The following is a 14,033-nucleotide window of genomic DNA, read 5'->3' as shown; positions in this document are numbered from 1 at the left end:
CTCAGCGGAAGAGGTCCGCGTGCGCGGCCGCCCACTCGGCGAACGTGCGCGCCGGCCGTCCCGTCACCTCGGGGACGGCGGGGTGGACCGTCGCCTCGTCGAGCGTGCCGTCGACGTAGAAGTTCCAGAACGCGTCGACGTACTCGGCCGGCAGGCTCGCCTCGAGCTCCGCGCGCGTCTCGTCGTTCGTCAGGCCGACGAACTCCAGGTCCCGGCCGAGCACCTCGGCCAGCACGGCGACCTGCTCCGCGGGCCGCAACGCGACCGGACCGGTCAGGTCGTAGGCGCGTCCTTCGTGCCCGCCCGCGAGCGCGCGGGCCGCGACCGCCGCGATGTCGGCCGGGTCCACACTCGCGGCCGCCACCTCGGGGAACTGCGCGCGCACGGTGTCACCCTCGCGCAGCTGCGGCAGCCAGCGCAGCGCGTTGGACATGAACGCGCGCGGCCGCAGGAACGTCCAGCCCAGCCCGGACGCGCGCACCGCGCGTTCGGCGAGCGTCATGTACCGCGAAACCGCGTTGCCGAGGTCTTCCAGCGCGGCCGAACCACCGGAGAGCAGCACGATCCGCCGCACGCCCGCGTCGCGCGCCTTCTGCAGCATGCCGGGCATGTCGTGGTAGCCGGCGAGCAGGAAGACACCTTCGACACCTTTGAGCGCGTTGTCGAGGCCGCCGGGATCGTTGAGATCCCCGACGACGGCTTCGGCGCCCTCCGGCAGGACAGCGTCCGCCCGGCGCACCAGCGCCCGGACCGGCTCGCCCGCTCCCGCGAGTGCCGAAACCACTTCCGCGCCGACGTTTCCGGTGGCGCCGGTGACCAGGAACATGACCCCTCCCCCAGTGTCGGGGGCGAGAGTAGCGCCGTCCGGCGGCGGGCGGAAGCGCCCGCCGCCGGGGAGCCGGTGTCAGCCGGGGATCTCGTCGAACTCGACGACCTGGCGCACCTCGACTTCGATCTCGGAGTCGAACAGCTCGACGTAGGACTTCGCGAACTCGACGGCCTCGGCGCGGTCGGCGGCGTTGATCAGCGCGAACCCGCCGATGACCTCCTTGGCCTCGGCGAACGGGCCATCGGTGACCCGGATGGCGGCCCCCCGCGGCTTGCGGACGAGCGCACCCTTCTCCGACGGGTGAACGCCCTCCGCCGTGATGAGGATGCCCTTCTCCGCCGAGTCCTGGATGAACGCGCCCATCTTCTCGATGAACTCCTGGCTCGGGTTCCAGGCTTCCGGCTGGCTCTCGTCGAGGCGGTGCATCATGAGGAAACGCATGGCTAGCTCCCTGGTCGTTCTCGGCCGTGGCCCGGTGTGTTCCGGACGCGGTGACCGGCCTTCACCCCCGCGTCGAACAGCCGCGTCCGGCGTTCGACATTTCTCCCCGAAGATTTTTCCCGGAGATTTTTCCGGGCAGAGTAACCGGGGGCAAGGCCGGGGACGACCGCGTCAGACCAGGGTCATCGTCGAGACGTCGGGCAGCTTCTCGGGCGGTTCGTCGGTGACCCAGGCGTACTCGATGGCCGAAAGGTAACCACCGCCGACCCAGACACCGCTGCGGGAGCGACGGAAGCGGCTACGGCGAGATCAACGCTCGGCTGTCCCTCCGCCCACCTCGCGACGACCCGGCAATGCGGCACCTGCGCACGGAGCCGGTCCACGCCGGCGAACTCCGGCCCCAGCATGAACTCGAGAACCGCGCGTTCCGCCCGCGTCGGATCGCGGGGAGTCAGCGGTCGAGCCAGGGAGCCAGCAGCTTCTCGAGATCGGCGTCCGACAGCGCACGCGGCCCGCCGTGGAACTCGTGCCAGCGGGACGCGTCGCACGCTGCCGCGTACTCCACCTCGAACGCCCGCATCAGGACGTACATGAACGTCACCGAGCTGAACCGGTCGCCCAGCAGCGTCCGGGCCTCGCGGGCGACGTCCGTCGCGCCGGTGAAGTCCGCGAGCTTCAACGATTCCGCGGCCGGGTCGAGCAGGCTCGGGGCGTACATCACGACGATTTCTCCATCACAGAAACGAAAAGTCAGCCTTCGGCGGCAAGCTGCCCACACGCGGCGGCGATCTCCTGGCCGCGGGTGTCGCGCACCGTGCACGCTACTCCACCGGCGTTGACCAGCCGCACGAACTCCCGCTCCACCGGCTTCGGCGAGGCGTCCCACTTGGACCCCGGGGTCGGGTTCAGCGGGATCACGTTCACGTGCACCAACTGACCCAGGTGCTTGCGCAGCCGCTTCGCCAGCAGTTCCGCTCGCCACGGCTGGTCATTGATGTCGCGGATCAGCGCGTACTCGATCGACACCCGCCGACCGGACGTGTCCGCGTAGTACCGAGCCGCGGACAGGACCTCGTCCACCGACCAGCGCTCGTTCACCGGCACGAGCGTGTCCCGCAGCTCGTCGTCCGGCGTGTGCAGCGACACCGCCAGCCGCACCTGCATCTTCTCGTCGGCCAGCTTCCGGATCGCCGGGGCCAGGCCCACGGTCGACACCGTAACCGACCGCTGCCCGATCCCCAGACCACCCGGCGCGGGATCCGTGATCCGCCGTACCGCGGCCACCACGCGCTTGTAGTTCGCCAGCGGCTCACCCATGCCCATGAAGACGATGTTCGACAGCCGGCCGGGACCACCCGGCATCGTGCCGTCGCGCATGACCGCCGCCGCCGAGCGGACCTGGTCCACGATCTCCGCCGTCGACAGGTTGCGGTCGAGGCCGCCCTGGCCGGTCGCGCAGAAGGGGCACGCCATGCCGCAGCCGGCCTGGCTCGAGATGCACAGCGTCGCGCGGTCCGGGTAGCGCATCAGGACGCTCTCCAGGAGCGTGCCGTCGTGCGCGCGCCACAGCGTCTTGCGGGTCGCGCCGTTGTCGGCCGCCAGCGCGCGGACCTCGGTCAGCAGCGTCGGCATCAGGTCGGCGACCAGCTTCTCGCGGGAGGCCGCCGGGATGTCGGTCATCTCCGCCGGGTCCACGGTCAGGCGCGAGAAGTAGTGGTTGGATAGCTGCTTCGCGCGAAAGGGCTTCTCCCCCAGCTCGGCCACGGCGGCGGCCCGCTCGGCCACCGAAAGGTCGGCGAGGTGACGCGGCGGCAGGCCGCGCTTGGGCGCGTCGAAGACAAGGGGGAGGGCAGTCATAACCGAACCAGTGTCCCACGCCCCCGGAACCCCCGCCCGCACCGCCCCGCACCGCCTGTACCCCAGGTCACCCCGGGCCGGCGCCGGCCGCTGGATACAGTTCGTCGACCTCCCGGGAAACCGGCCGGGCCGTCCGGGAGTCGAAGGGCCGAGGAAAGAGGTGAGCCCGTGTCCTTCCGGCACATCGTCGTGGCCGTCGCGGTCGTCGTGAGCGCTGCTGCCTGCAGCACCTCCACCGCGGGGCAGGCGCAGCCCGTTCCGACCGTCACCAAGGCCGCCGGGCCGCAGGTCGTCGTCGGGACCATGCACGTCGCCCTGCCGGTCGGGGCAACCTACACCGCTCGCACCGAGGACGGCCTGCTCGACGGCTGCGTCGGCAAGGGCACCGTCGTCTGCGCGGCTCGGCTGCTTGACCTGCGCGAAGCGACTTCGGACCCCAACGCGCCGATCAACCTCCCGAGCGCGAAGCGGCCCTTCGGCTGGTACACCGGCACGGACGTGCCGACCTGTATCACCGCCGCTTCGCCGCCCGGAGACGCCGCTGTGGCCACCGGCAGCACCCTGCTCGACTCCGGGTTCAAGCCGGTCGGGCCGAAGAAGGCCGAGTACGGCCACTGGCAGGTCACCTGCGAGGACGCGACGCAGAACAACCAGGTCCGGATGTGGTGGCTGCCCACCAGCAAGATCCTCGTGGTCGAGTACGGCTCCGGCACCGACTGGGACAAGGCCGTCGACACGATGCTCGAGGGCGCGACCTTCAGCTGACGACGTCGAGCGCCGCGCGGATGATCGAGTCCGTGTCGATCCCGTGGTGGCGGTAGACCTCCTCGAGCGACCCGGACTGCCCGAACCCCGTGACGCCCAGCGCGACCGACGGCACCCGGTTGACCCCGGCGAGGAACGCCAGCGTGTGCGGGTGGCCGTCGAGCACCGTGACCAAGGGACGCGCCCGCGACGCCGGGAAGACCTGGTCGAGGATCCACGACTCGGCGCTCCCCCGGCCCGACCGCGCCTGGACCGCCTCGAAGAGCAGGCCCGGGCTGGTCACGCAGACGACGTCGGCCTCGACGCCGACCTGGGCCAGCCGCTCGGCCGCCGCCAGGGTGTCCGGCACCAGCGCGCCCATCGCCGCCAGCGTCACCGCCGGGGACTCCGACCGCCGCAGGAGGTATGCGCCCGCCACGACCTGGCGGCGACGGCGTTCGCGCGCCGCCGGGTCCGCCGGCACCGCGGCCAGCGTCTGGTCCACCGGACGCGTCGACAGCCGGAAGTACGACGACGTCCCGCCCGGCTTGCCGAGCCGGCCGAGCGCCGCGAGCAGCGTCCACTCGGTGTCGATCGCGAACGCGGGTTCGTAGCTGACGCAGCCGGGCTGCTCGATGCCGATCGACGGCGTGGTGATCGACTGGTGCGCGCCGCCTTCCGGGGCGAGCGTGACGCCGGACGGCGTGCCGATCAGGATCGACTGCCCGCCCGCGTAGATCCCGAACGACCACGGCTCCAGCGCGCGCTCGACGAACGGGTCGTACATGACGCCGATCGGCAGCAGCGGCTCGCCCCAGCGGCTCCAGGTCGCGCCGAGCTCCCCGAGCAGGCCGACGAGGTTCGTCTCGGCGATGCCCAGCTCGAGGTGCTGGCCCGTCGGCTTCTCGCGCCAGTGCATGATCGTCTCGGGGTCGTCCTCGAACCAGTCGCGGCGCTCGGTCGCCGACCAGACGCCGACCTTGTTGACCCAGCCGCCGAGGTTGGTCGTCGAACTGACGTCGGGACTGACCGTCACCACGCGCTTCGCCGCTTCGGGCGCTTCGCGCGTCAGGTCGAGCAGGACGCGTCCCAGTGCGGCTTGCGTCGTCGCGGTCCCGGACGGTGTACGCCCGATGTCGACGGGCATCTCGAGCGAAGGCAGCGAAGGAACGTCCGGACGGCGAAGGCGCGAAGCGACTTCGGCGCACAACGCGGCTTCGGACGACTCCGCCGCGAAGCCCTCCCAAGGCGAAGAAAGATCCGTACCCAGCGAAGAAGCCAGCTCCTCCATCTGCGCGACCGTCAGCAGCGAAGAGTGGTTCTGCGGGTGCCCCTGCGTCGGCAGGCCGCGGCCCTTGACGGTGTAGGCGAAGATCACCGTCGGCCGGCTGTCCGAAATGGACGCGAAGACCTCGTCGAGCGAGCCGAGGTCGTGGCCGCCGAGGTTCCGGATCGCGGCCAGGAGCGTCTCGTCGTCGAGGGACGCCACCAGGGCGGCAAGCGCGTCGTTGCCCGCGGGCAGCCGGTCGCGCAGCTGGGCGGCGTCGCAGCGCAGCAGCCGCTGGTACTCCGGGTTCGGCATCGCGTCGATCCGCGCGCGCAGCTCGGACCCACCCGGCCGGGTGAACAGCTCTTCCAGCAGCCGCCCGTACTTCAGCGTCAGGACCTGCCAGCCGGCCGCGTCGAACATGCCCTGCAGCCGCCCGGCCGCGATGTTCGGGACGACCCGGTCGAGCGACTGGCGGTTGAGGTCGACGATCCAGACGATCTCGCCCAGCTCCGCGACCCCCGGGTCGAGGATGGCTTCCCAGATCGCGCCTTCGTCCAGCTCGGCGTCGCCGACCAGCGAGTACTGCCGCCCGGTGCCGGCGGACGAGCCGCGCGTGGTCAGGTAACGGCGGGCGAGCGCGCCCCAGATAGGCGCGGTGGCGCCGATGCCGACCGAGCCGGTCGAGTAGTCCACCGGGTCGGGGTCCTTGGCGCGGCTCGGGTAGCTCTGCAGCCCGCCGAACTCGCGCAACGTCGGCAGGTACGCCTCGTCCAGCTCGCCGAGCAGGTAGTTGATCGCGTGGAGCACCGGCGACGCGTGCGGCTTCACCGAGACGCGGTCCTCGGGACGCAGGTGCCGGAACCACAGCGACGTCATGATCGACACCAGCGACGCGCACGACGCCTGGTGCCCGCCGACCTTCAGCCCGGACGGGTTGGGCCGGACCCGGTTGGCCTGGTGCACGATCGCGGTGGCGAGCCACAGCACCCGCCGTTCGATCGCGGCGAGCGTGTCCGTCGCCTTAACGGTCGCGGAGGGCTGGGTCATCGTCGACACCTTTCGTGCAGGAAGCGCACACCAGGACACCACCGGTGGACGCATCGCACAACCGATGCCCCTCGAAGTGCGCAGAATGCACACCACAGCGCGACGGCTCAGGCCTCCGGCTGCGCAGAATGCACGCGCTCCAGAAGCGGCGTCAGCCGGTACGGGACGAGCTCGCGCATGACGAGCGAGATGTTCGTCCGCTCGACGCCCGGCGAGGCGAGGATGTGCCCGGCGATCCGGTAGAGGTCGTCGGCGTCGACCGCGACGACCTGCACCATCAGGTCGCTCGCCCCGGTCAGCCCGCAGACCTCGGTGACCTCGGGGATCGTGGCGAGCGCGTCGGCGATCTCGGCGAGCCGCCGCTGGTCGACCTGCGCGTTGACGAACGCGCGCAGCGGGTAGCCCAGCCGCGCCGGGTCGATGCGGCGCTCGAACGAGGAGAGCACGCCGCGCTGTTCGAGCCGGGCGAGCCGGGCCTGCACCGTGTTGCGGGACAGGCCCAGCCGTTCGGCCAGCGCGACCGCCGTCGAGCGCGGGTCCGCGCCGAGCGCCAGCAGGAGCCGGGCGTCGATGTCGTCGATGGTGTCGGGCACGCCGCCGATCCTTCCACCCCGCCGCGCCGTGAGCGGCATCGCCGAAGCAGGGTTGCCAGTCGACTGTTTCCGATATATCGTGAAGCAGTCGCAATCGTTCGAGAAAGGAACACAGACATGCGTAGGCAACGACACCCCTTCGCCCACGAGCGTGGGCGCGCACCTTTTGGCCCCTTCGGTGGTTTCGGCGAGTTCCCCCCGGGCTTCGGCCCTGGTGGTGGACGCGGCCGAGGTCACGGACCGGGCAGGCGGGGTCACGGCGGACGGCGCAGCCGCCGCGGTGACGTCCGCGCCGCGATCCTGGCGCTGCTCGCCGAGCAGCCCCGGCACGGCTACGAGATCATCCGCGAAATCGGCGAGCGCTCCGGCGGCTTCTGGCGGCCGAGCCCCGGCTCCGTCTACCCGACGCTGCAGCTGCTGGCCGACGAAGGCCTGGTCGTCAGCAAGGACGAGCACGGCAAGAAGCTCTTCGAGCTGACCGACGCCGGCCGCACCGCCGCGGAAGAGCAGGACAGCACCCCGCCGTGGGAGCAGATCGCCCAGGACGTCGACCCGACCGAGGTCGGGCTGGCCAAGGCGGGCAAGAACCTGGCCGCGGCCGTCGTGCAGATCATGCGCGCCGGCACCGAGAGCCAGCAGGCCCGCGCGGCCGAGGTGCTCAACGACGCCCGGCGCTCGCTCTACGGCATCCTCGGTGAGGACGAGGACGAGTCCTCGGCTTCCGCCGAAGAAGCAGCCGAGTGACCTGGCAGGACGCTGCCGGTGGGCTTCACCCGCGCATGGACGCGGTAGCCCACCGGCAGCGTCAGGTCTTCACCGCGTTTCCCGTTACGCTGCAACGACTCCGCGATCGCCTGTTCGGCGACGGGCTTGCTGAACTCGATCTTCAGCACCGCTTCGAGGTCCGCGGCGGTCGCGAAGCGCCACTCGGTGGCCACGCGGCGGCAGCCGAACCCGGCCCGCGCGAAGAACCGTTCGACGGCGACCGGGTCGTAGTGCGGTAGGTCGGCGCGCATCCAGCCGCCGTAGGGCTCGCTGGTGACGTCGAGGTCGACGATCACGATCATCCCGCCCGGCCGCAGCACCCGCTCCGCCTCCGCGAGTCCGGGTTCGCAGCCGGGCCCGAAGAAGTACGCCGTGCGCGCGTGGACGAGGTCGACACTCGCGCTGCGGACCGGCAGCCGCTGGGCCCGGCCCAGCTTGACGTCCACGTTCGACAGGCCGGCCACCCGTTTCAGCGCGTCCCGCACCAACGGCTCGTGCGGCTCCACCCCGAGCACCGATCCCGCGTCGCGGGCGAAGCGCGGCAGGTGGAAGCCGTCACCGCAGCCGACGTCCAGCACGTCCCGGCCGGCCCAGTCGAACTCCTCACGCAGCGCGCGCCAGATCTCGCCGCCGACGTCCTGCGCCCGGTTCTCCAGCTCGTAATCCGACTGGTAGTACCAGATGTTCGGACTCGGCACGACTTCCGCGCGCCGCGACGACCACCGCACCCGCTGCTCCTTCCGGGGCCTTCCGTGCCGACAGTGATTTTCCGGCGTCGAAATCTTGGCGGAAACCTTACCGATCACGCCTAGAATTCGGTGGGTCTCGGGAGGAGCACCACATGGCATTCGGCCCGTCCAGTACCCCGTCCCCGGTCCCGGCCGGAATTCCGTGCTGGATCGAGCTGGCCTGCCGCGAGCAGGCCATCGCGGAAAGATTCTACGGTGCCCTCTTCGGCTGGGAGTACACCACGCAACGAGATCCGGCGACGTCCGACGGGCGCTACGCCATCGCCACGCTCAACAGCCTCCCCGTCGGCGGGCTCTACCGCGCCGCCCAGGGCGCGCCGCTGGGCTGGATGCCGCACATCTCCGTGCCGCACACCGCGAGCGCGGCCGAATGGGTGGAACACCTCGGCGGACGGCTGACGCTCGGCCCGATGCCGATCCCGCAGCGCGGAACGATCTTGCACGCCTACGACGCGTGCGGCGCGCCGGTGGTGTTCTGGGAGGTCCCGCCGGACTGGCAGTTCGTCACCGGGATCCCCAACACGTTCAGCGGCGCGGATCTCAACACGCACGACGGCGTCGCGGCGGATCACTTCTACACCAAGCTGTTCACCTACTCCAGTCACCAGATCGGCGACGGCGAATCGCTCGACTACGCCGAATGGCTCATCGAGCACGAGCCGGTCCTGTACCGCTACGTGATGGGCTCGGAATACAGCCTCGAGACCCCGCCGCACTGGCTGGTGTACTTCGACATCGACCCCGCGCGCGGCGTCGACGCGGTCGCGGGCGAGGCGCTGATGAACGGCGGCACCGTCGTGATCCAGCCGTACGACACCCCGTTCGGCCGGATGTCGATCCTCGCCGACCCGGAGGGCGCCGTCTTCGCCGTGATCGACCACTCACGCGTCGCCGAAGGCTGGGGCCGCGCCGAGGTCGACGACCCCTACGACGACTGACGCCCGAGCAACGCCAGCACCACGACCAGCGCGTACCCGCCCGCCACCAGCCACATCCCGGTGGCGGGCAGCAGCGCGCCGACGAGCGCGACCCCGATCGCCCCGCCGGTCTGGCGCGACGCGTTGAGCACGCCGGCCGCCAGCCCGGCCTTGTCCGGCAACGAGTTCATGGCCAGCGACGTCATCGCCGGCATCGCGAGCGAACAGCAGCCGAAGACAACCGAGACCACGACGAACGGCACCAGCGCGCGGACGACGGGCAGCAACGCGAAGCCCACCGAGCCGGCCAGCCCGGCCAGCGCACCGGCGATCATCGGGGCGCGCGGCCCGAAGCGCCCGGTCAGGCGTCCGCTGAAGAACGCGTTGAACCCCACTGCCATCGTCACCGGCACCAGCGCGAGACCGGCGGCGAGCGCACCCAGCCCCCACTGCCGTTGCAGGTACAGCGCCAGGGCGAACAGCGTGCCGTAGAGGCAGAAGTTGAACAGGCCGCCGACGCCGGTCGCCACCGCGAAGTTCCGGATCTTCAGGACACCCAGTGGCAGCACGGGGTCCGGCACCCGCCGTTCGACCAAGACGAACACCACTCCGGCCAGCACTCCCCCGGCGATCAGCACGAGCGTCGTCGACGCGGACCAGCCCGCGTGACCGGACTCGATGAACCCGGCGACGACGCAGGCCAGCGCGGCCGTGCCCGCCAGCTGCCCGGCGAAGTCCAGGCGGGTCGACTCGTGCCGCGGCGGTTCGGCGACGGCCCGGCGGGTCAGGACGATCGCGACGATCCCGACCGGCACGTTCACCGCGAACACCAGCCGCCAGTCGGCCAGGCCGACGGCGAGCCCGCCGAGCACCGGACCGGCGGCGAGGCCGACACCGCTCATCCCGCCCCACACCCCGAGCGCGCGGGCCCGCGCCTTCGGGTCCGGGAACTGGTGGACGATCAGCGCCAGCGACGACGGCAGCAGCGCGGCGCCGCCGGCCCCCTGCACGGCGCGCGCGGTGATCAGCCAGGCGGCCGAACCCGCGAGCGCGCAGCCGATGCTCGCGAGCACGAAGACGGCGACGCCTGCTTCGAAGACCCGGCGCGACCCCCACCGGTCACCGGCCGCACCCCAGGTGAGCAGGAACGCGGCGAGCGTCACGGTGTAGGCGTCGACGACCCACTGCAACGCGGCGGTGGCCGGTTCGCCGAAGTCGGCCCCGATCGGCGGGAGCGCGAGGTTCACGATCGTCGCGTCGAGTGTGATCATCAGGAAGCCCAGGCAGACGGCGGCGAGCGCGAGCGGGGCCGGGGCGCGGGTTCCGGTGGACATGCCCCGAGTCAAGCCCCTGGACACTTCGGTGGTCCACGAACCATCGCCTACCTCTGGTAAGCGGAACCTCCCACCGCAGGTCAGCCCAGTGGCACGAACGCCGAAAGCAGCAGCCAGGACACCACGGCCGAGGGCAGCAGCGAGTCGAGCCGGTCCATGATCCCGCCGTGCCCGGGCAGCAGCGTCCCCATGTCCTTGACGCCGAGGTCGCGCTTGATCAACGACTCGACGAGGTCACCCAGGGTCGCGGTGAGCACGATCGCGACACCGAAGATCACACCCTGCCAGACGTGGCCGTCGAGCAGCAGGCTGAGCGTCAGCGCTCCGGCCACGACCCCGCCGACCAGCGAACCCGCGAAGCCTTCCCAGGTCTTCTTCGGGCTGATCGTGGGGGCCATCGGGTGCTTGCCGCCGAGGACACCGGCGATGTACCCGCCGGTGTCCGAAGCGACCACGCCGATCAGGAAGGTGAGGACCCGCCCGACGCCGTCCGAGGGCGGCACGAGCATCGCCGCGAACGCGCCGAAGAGCGGCAGGTAGGCGGCGGCGAACGTCGACGCGCTGATGTCGCGCAGGTAGCCCTTGGCGCCGCCGGGCAGCCGCCACAGCAGGCAGGCGAGCACGGTGAGGACAAACGCGGTGAGCGCGCCCTCGCGGCCGAACGGCCAGGCCAGCCAGATCATCGCCTGGCCGCCGACCAGCACCGGGATCATCGCGACGCGGACGTCGGCGACCCGGCGCAGCACCCCCGCGAACTCGAAGGTGCCGACCGCGATCGCGATCGCGATGATCCCGATGAACAGGAACCGGACGGTGAGCAGGGAAACGATGATCGCGGCGCCGAGCAGCAGCGCCACCCCGATGGCCGCGGGCAGGTTGCGGCCCGCCTTGGAGGCCTTCTTGGCTTCGGGCGCCGCGCTCTCCGGAGCGGCTTCCGCCGGACCGGCGGCCCCGTTCGGCCGGGCCGCGGTCTCCGCCGCCGGCTCGCCGGCCACCGCCGGCGCCGGAGCGGCCGCCGGCTCTTCGCCGACGCCGTCCACCCGGTCTTCTCGTTCCTCGCTCACCTGTGCCATCAGACCTCGAGCAGCTCGGCTTCCTTGTGCTTGACCAGCTCGTCGACCTTGTGGGAGTACGTGTCGGTGAGGTTCTGCAGCTCCTTCTCCGCGCGCACGACCTCGTCTTCGCCCGCTTCGCCGTCCTTGCCGATGCGGTCGAGCTCTTCCTTGGCCTTGCGGCGGATGCTGCGGATGGTCACCCGCGCGTCCTCGCCCTTGCCCTTGGCGACCTTGACCATCTCCTTGCGCCGCTCTTCGGTGAGCTGCGGGATGACGATCCGGATGACCTGGCCGTCGTTGCTCGGGTTGACCCCGAGGTCGGACTCGCGGATGGCCTTCTCGATCGCGCCGAGCTGGGTCTGGTCGTAGGGCTTGATCAGCGCCATCCGGGCTTCCGGCACGTTCACGCTGGCCAGCTGGTTCAGCGGGGTCGGCGCGCCGTAGTACTCGACCACGATGCGCGAGAACATCGACGAAGTGGCTCGGCCAGTGCGCACCGAGGTCAGGTCGTCCTTGGCGACGGACACCGCTTTTTCCATCTTCTCCTCGGCGTCGAGGAGGGTCTCGTCGATCACGGCTACTCCCGGTGTTGTGATGGTGTGGCGCTTGCTGATCCCAGCAGGTCTAGGCCGGCACCCCGTCGGCGGGGGTGCTGACCAACGTGCCGATTCTTTCACCACTCACCGCGCGGGCGATGTTCCCCTCGGTGAGCAGGTTGAACACGATGATCGGCATGTTGTTGTCCATGCAGAGGCTGAACGCCGTCGCGTCGGCGACCTTGAGGTCCCGCTCCAGCACCTCGCGGTGGGTGATCTCGCGGAACATCTCGGCCGTCGGGTCGCTCTTCGGGTCCGCGGTGTAGACCCCGTCGACGGCCTTCGCCATCAGCACGGCCTCGCAGCCCAGCTCGAGCGCGCGCTGCGCGGCCGCGGTGTCGGTGGAGAAGTACGGCATGCCGACCCCGGCGCCGAAGATCACGACGCGGCCCTTCTCCAGGTGCCGCTCGGCGCGGCGCGGGATGTAGGGCTCGGCGACCTGGCCCATCGTGATGGCGGTCTGCACGCGGGTGGGCAGGCCCTCCTTCTCCAGGAAGTCCTGCAGCGCCAGGCAGTTCATCACGGTGCCCAGCATCGCCATGTAGTCGGCGCGGTCGCGGTCCATGCCGCGCTGCGAGAGCTCGGCGCCGCGGAAGTAGTTGCCGCCGCCGATCACGACGGCGACCTGGACGCCGGTGCGGGCGACGTCGGCGATCTGCTGCGCGACCGAGTGGACGACATCCGGATCGACGCCGATCGAACCACCGCCGAACATCTCGCCGCCCAGCTTCAGCAGCACCCGCCGGTAGCCACCTTCGACCCGGTCACCCATCTATGTCGCCTCCTAGGCCCCTCGACCCGATCATTCTTCTCCTGGACCCGACAGTGCCCCGTCCCCGATGGACGGAGACGGGGCACTGGGGGTGAAACCTACGCCCGGACCAGGCCTCAGGCCTGGCCGACCTCGAAGCGCGCGAACTTGGTGATCGTCACGCCGGCCGCGTCGAGCAGGGCCTTGACGGTCTTCTTGTTGTCCTTGACCGACGGCTGCTCGAGCAGGACGTTGTCCTTGTAGTACGCGTTGACCTTGCCCTCGATGATCTTGGGCAGGGCCTGCTCGGGCTTGCCCTCTTCGCGGGCGGTCTTCTCCGCGATCGAGCGCTCGTTCTCGACGATCTCGGCGGGCACCTCGTCGCGGGTCAGGTACTTCGCGCGCAGCGCGGCGACCTGCATGGCGGCGCCGCGGGCGGCCTCGGTGTCGTCACCGGTGAACTCGATGAGCACGCCGACGGCCGGCGGCAGGTCCGAGCCACGACGGTGCAGGTAGTTGGTGGTCTGGCCCTCGAAGGACACGACCCGGCGCAGCTCGAGCTTCTCGCCGATGCGGGCGGAGAGCTCCTGCACGACCTCGTTGACGGTCTTGCCGTCCAGCTCGGCGCCCTTGAGGGCGTCCACGTCGCTGGTCTTGAGGGTCTTCGCGACCTCGACGATCTTCGCGGCGAGCGCCTGGAACTCGGCGTTCTTCGCGACGAAGTCGGTCTCGGAGTCGAGCTCGATCAGGACGCCGCCGTCGCCGGCGACGAGGCCCTCGGCGGTGGCGCGCTCGGCGCGCTTGCCGACGTCCTTGGCGCCCTTGATCCGCAGGAACTCGACGGCCTTGTCGAAGTCGCCGTCGTTCTCCTCCATCGCCTTCTTGCAGTCCATGAAGCCGGCGCCGGTCATCTCGCGCAGGCGCTTCACGTCAGCGGCGGTGTAGTTCGCCATTCTGCTAAATCCGTCCTTTTCAGGTACGTGAAATCCTTGGGGGGTGCTACGCCCGTGGGGGGGGGGGGGGGGGGGGGGGAGGGGGGGGGGGGGGGGAGAGGGGGGGGGGGGGGGGGGTGTTCGGGGCAGCCG

At 70.9% G+C, this 14,033-nt stretch carries 15 protein-coding genes; 3 read left to right on the top strand and 12 right to left on the bottom strand.

All coding sequences use genetic code 11. The features are described from left to right. Window position 1 precedes the first annotated feature (1 nt). From ACZ63E_RS33795 to rlmN, 4 genes are all read right to left on the bottom strand, one after another. Complete coding sequence (locus tag ACZ63E_RS33795) at window positions 2–826, bottom strand: NAD(P)H-binding protein (RefSeq protein ID WP_465340264.1); 825 nt, start codon at window positions 824–826, stop codon at window positions 2–4. 78 nt (window positions 827–904) lie between these two features. After that, window positions 905–1,270 (bottom strand): YciI family protein, encoded by a 366-nt coding sequence (locus ACZ63E_RS33790; RefSeq protein ID WP_465310639.1) that lies wholly within the window; start codon window positions 1,268–1,270, stop codon window positions 905–907. Window positions 1,271–1,721: 451 nt separating this feature from the next. Next, complete coding sequence (locus ACZ63E_RS33785; protein ID WP_465310744.1) at window positions 1,722–1,988, bottom strand: hypothetical protein; 267 nt, start codon at window positions 1,986–1,988, stop codon at window positions 1,722–1,724. Window positions 1,989–2,020: 32 nt separating this feature from the next. Further along, complete coding sequence (gene rlmN, locus ACZ63E_RS33780) at window positions 2,021–3,127, bottom strand: dual-specificity RNA methyltransferase RlmN (protein ID WP_192782494.1); 1,107 nt, start codon at window positions 3,125–3,127, stop codon at window positions 2,021–2,023. Window positions 3,128–3,295: 168 nt separating this feature from the next. Here rlmN and ACZ63E_RS33775 point away from each other — a divergent pair, with 168 nt between their 5' ends. Beyond that, on the top strand, window positions 3,296–3,892 hold the full coding sequence (locus ACZ63E_RS33775) for a hypothetical protein (protein WP_465340263.1): 597 nt from the start codon (window positions 3,296–3,298) through the stop codon (window positions 3,890–3,892). On the opposite strand, the gene ACZ63E_RS33770 is transcribed toward ACZ63E_RS33775, so the two are convergent. Together ACZ63E_RS33770 and ACZ63E_RS33765 are read right to left on the bottom strand one after the other, a co-directional pair. Beyond that, complete coding sequence (locus ACZ63E_RS33770) at window positions 3,885–6,188, bottom strand: transketolase-like TK C-terminal-containing protein (protein ID WP_465340262.1); 2,304 nt, start codon at window positions 6,186–6,188, stop codon at window positions 3,885–3,887. The genes ACZ63E_RS33775 and ACZ63E_RS33770 overlap by 8 nt on opposite strands. A gap of 107 nt (window positions 6,189–6,295) precedes the next feature. Next, window positions 6,296–6,820, bottom strand: a complete 525-nt coding sequence (locus ACZ63E_RS33765; protein WP_465340261.1) for an Lrp/AsnC family transcriptional regulator — start codon at window positions 6,818–6,820, stop codon at window positions 6,296–6,298. Window positions 6,821–6,898: 78 nt separating this feature from the next. Between ACZ63E_RS33765 and ACZ63E_RS33760 the strand changes: the two genes are divergently transcribed. Beyond that, complete coding sequence (locus tag ACZ63E_RS33760; RefSeq protein ID WP_465310634.1) at window positions 6,899–7,525, top strand: PadR family transcriptional regulator; 627 nt, start codon at window positions 6,899–6,901, stop codon at window positions 7,523–7,525. Here ACZ63E_RS33760 and ACZ63E_RS33755 read toward each other — a convergent pair. Further along, window positions 7,462–8,274, bottom strand: a complete 813-nt coding sequence (locus tag ACZ63E_RS33755) for a class I SAM-dependent methyltransferase (RefSeq protein WP_465340260.1) — start codon at window positions 8,272–8,274, stop codon at window positions 7,462–7,464. The genes ACZ63E_RS33760 and ACZ63E_RS33755 overlap by 64 nt on opposite strands. 113 nt (window positions 8,275–8,387) lie before the next feature. Here ACZ63E_RS33755 and ACZ63E_RS33750 point away from each other — a divergent pair, with 113 nt between their 5' ends. Then, on the top strand, window positions 8,388–9,233 hold the full coding sequence (locus ACZ63E_RS33750) for a VOC family protein (protein ID WP_465340259.1): 846 nt from the start codon (window positions 8,388–8,390) through the stop codon (window positions 9,231–9,233). Here the strand turns inward: ACZ63E_RS33750 and ACZ63E_RS33745 are convergent. From ACZ63E_RS33745 to tsf, 5 genes are all read right to left on the bottom strand, one after another. After that, window positions 9,221–10,546: an MFS transporter gene (locus tag ACZ63E_RS33745; protein ID WP_465340258.1), complete on the bottom strand. Its 1,326-nt coding sequence runs from the start codon at window positions 10,544–10,546 to the stop codon at window positions 9,221–9,223. The genes ACZ63E_RS33750 and ACZ63E_RS33745 overlap by 13 nt on opposite strands. A gap of 80 nt (window positions 10,547–10,626) precedes the next feature. Continuing rightward, a complete protein-coding gene (locus tag ACZ63E_RS33740; protein ID WP_465340257.1) occupies window positions 10,627–11,619 on the bottom strand; it encodes a phosphatidate cytidylyltransferase in 993 nt (330 codons plus the stop codon). Continuing rightward, entirely contained in the window at window positions 11,619–12,176 is a 558-nt protein-coding gene (frr, locus tag ACZ63E_RS33735; RefSeq protein ID WP_392773704.1) for a ribosome recycling factor, read from the bottom strand. The genes ACZ63E_RS33740 and frr overlap by 1 nt, the downstream gene beginning before the upstream one ends. 49 nt (window positions 12,177–12,225) lie before the next feature. Beyond that, complete coding sequence (pyrH, locus tag ACZ63E_RS33730) at window positions 12,226–12,969, bottom strand: UMP kinase (RefSeq protein WP_072480944.1); 744 nt, start codon at window positions 12,967–12,969, stop codon at window positions 12,226–12,228. A 116-nt stretch (window positions 12,970–13,085) separates the two neighbouring features. Then, complete coding sequence (gene tsf / locus ACZ63E_RS33725; protein ID WP_465340256.1) at window positions 13,086–13,901, bottom strand: translation elongation factor Ts; 816 nt, start codon at window positions 13,899–13,901, stop codon at window positions 13,086–13,088. Between the last annotated feature and the right edge of the window lie 132 nt (window positions 13,902–14,033).

The sequence above is a fragment of the Amycolatopsis sp. NPDC104819 genome (assembly GCF_055583145.1).
This window is presented reverse-complemented; position numbering and strand designations above follow the sequence as displayed.

What these genes read in the sequence shown, in the direction of transcription:
- ACZ63E_RS33795 (WP_465340264.1), bottom strand. Translation starts at nt 826, where the DNA reads ATGTTCCTGGTCACCGGCGCCACCGGAAACGTCGGCGCGGAAGTGGTT.
- ACZ63E_RS33790 (WP_465310639.1), bottom strand. Translation starts at nt 1,270, where the DNA reads ATGCGTTTCCTCATGATGCACCGCCTCGACGAGAGCCAGCCGGAAGCC.
- ACZ63E_RS33785 (WP_465310744.1), bottom strand. Translation starts at nt 1,988, where the DNA reads ATGTACGCCCCGAGCCTGCTCGACCCGGCCGCGGAATCGTTGAAGCTC.
- rlmN (WP_192782494.1), bottom strand. Translation starts at nt 3,127, where the DNA reads ATGACTGCCCTCCCCCTTGTCTTCGACGCGCCCAAGCGCGGCCTGCCG.
- ACZ63E_RS33770 (WP_465340262.1), bottom strand. Translation starts at nt 6,188, where the DNA reads ATGACCCAGCCCTCCGCGACCGTTAAGGCGACGGACACGCTCGCCGCG.
- ACZ63E_RS33765 (WP_465340261.1), bottom strand. Translation starts at nt 6,820, where the DNA reads ATGCCGCTCACGGCGCGGCGGGGTGGAAGGATCGGCGGCGTGCCCGAC.
- ACZ63E_RS33760 (WP_465310634.1), top strand. Translation starts at nt 6,899, where the DNA reads ATGCGTAGGCAACGACACCCCTTCGCCCACGAGCGTGGGCGCGCACCT.
- ACZ63E_RS33750 (WP_465340259.1), top strand. Translation starts at nt 8,388, where the DNA reads ATGGCATTCGGCCCGTCCAGTACCCCGTCCCCGGTCCCGGCCGGAATT.
- ACZ63E_RS33745 (WP_465340258.1), bottom strand. Translation starts at nt 10,546, where the DNA reads ATGTCCACCGGAACCCGCGCCCCGGCCCCGCTCGCGCTCGCCGCCGTC.
- ACZ63E_RS33740 (WP_465340257.1), bottom strand. Translation starts at nt 11,619, where the DNA reads ATGGCACAGGTGAGCGAGGAACGAGAAGACCGGGTGGACGGCGTCGGC.
- pyrH (WP_072480944.1), bottom strand. Translation starts at nt 12,969, where the DNA reads ATGGGTGACCGGGTCGAAGGTGGCTACCGGCGGGTGCTGCTGAAGCTG.
- tsf (WP_465340256.1), bottom strand. Translation starts at nt 13,901, where the DNA reads ATGGCGAACTACACCGCCGCTGACGTGAAGCGCCTGCGCGAGATGACC.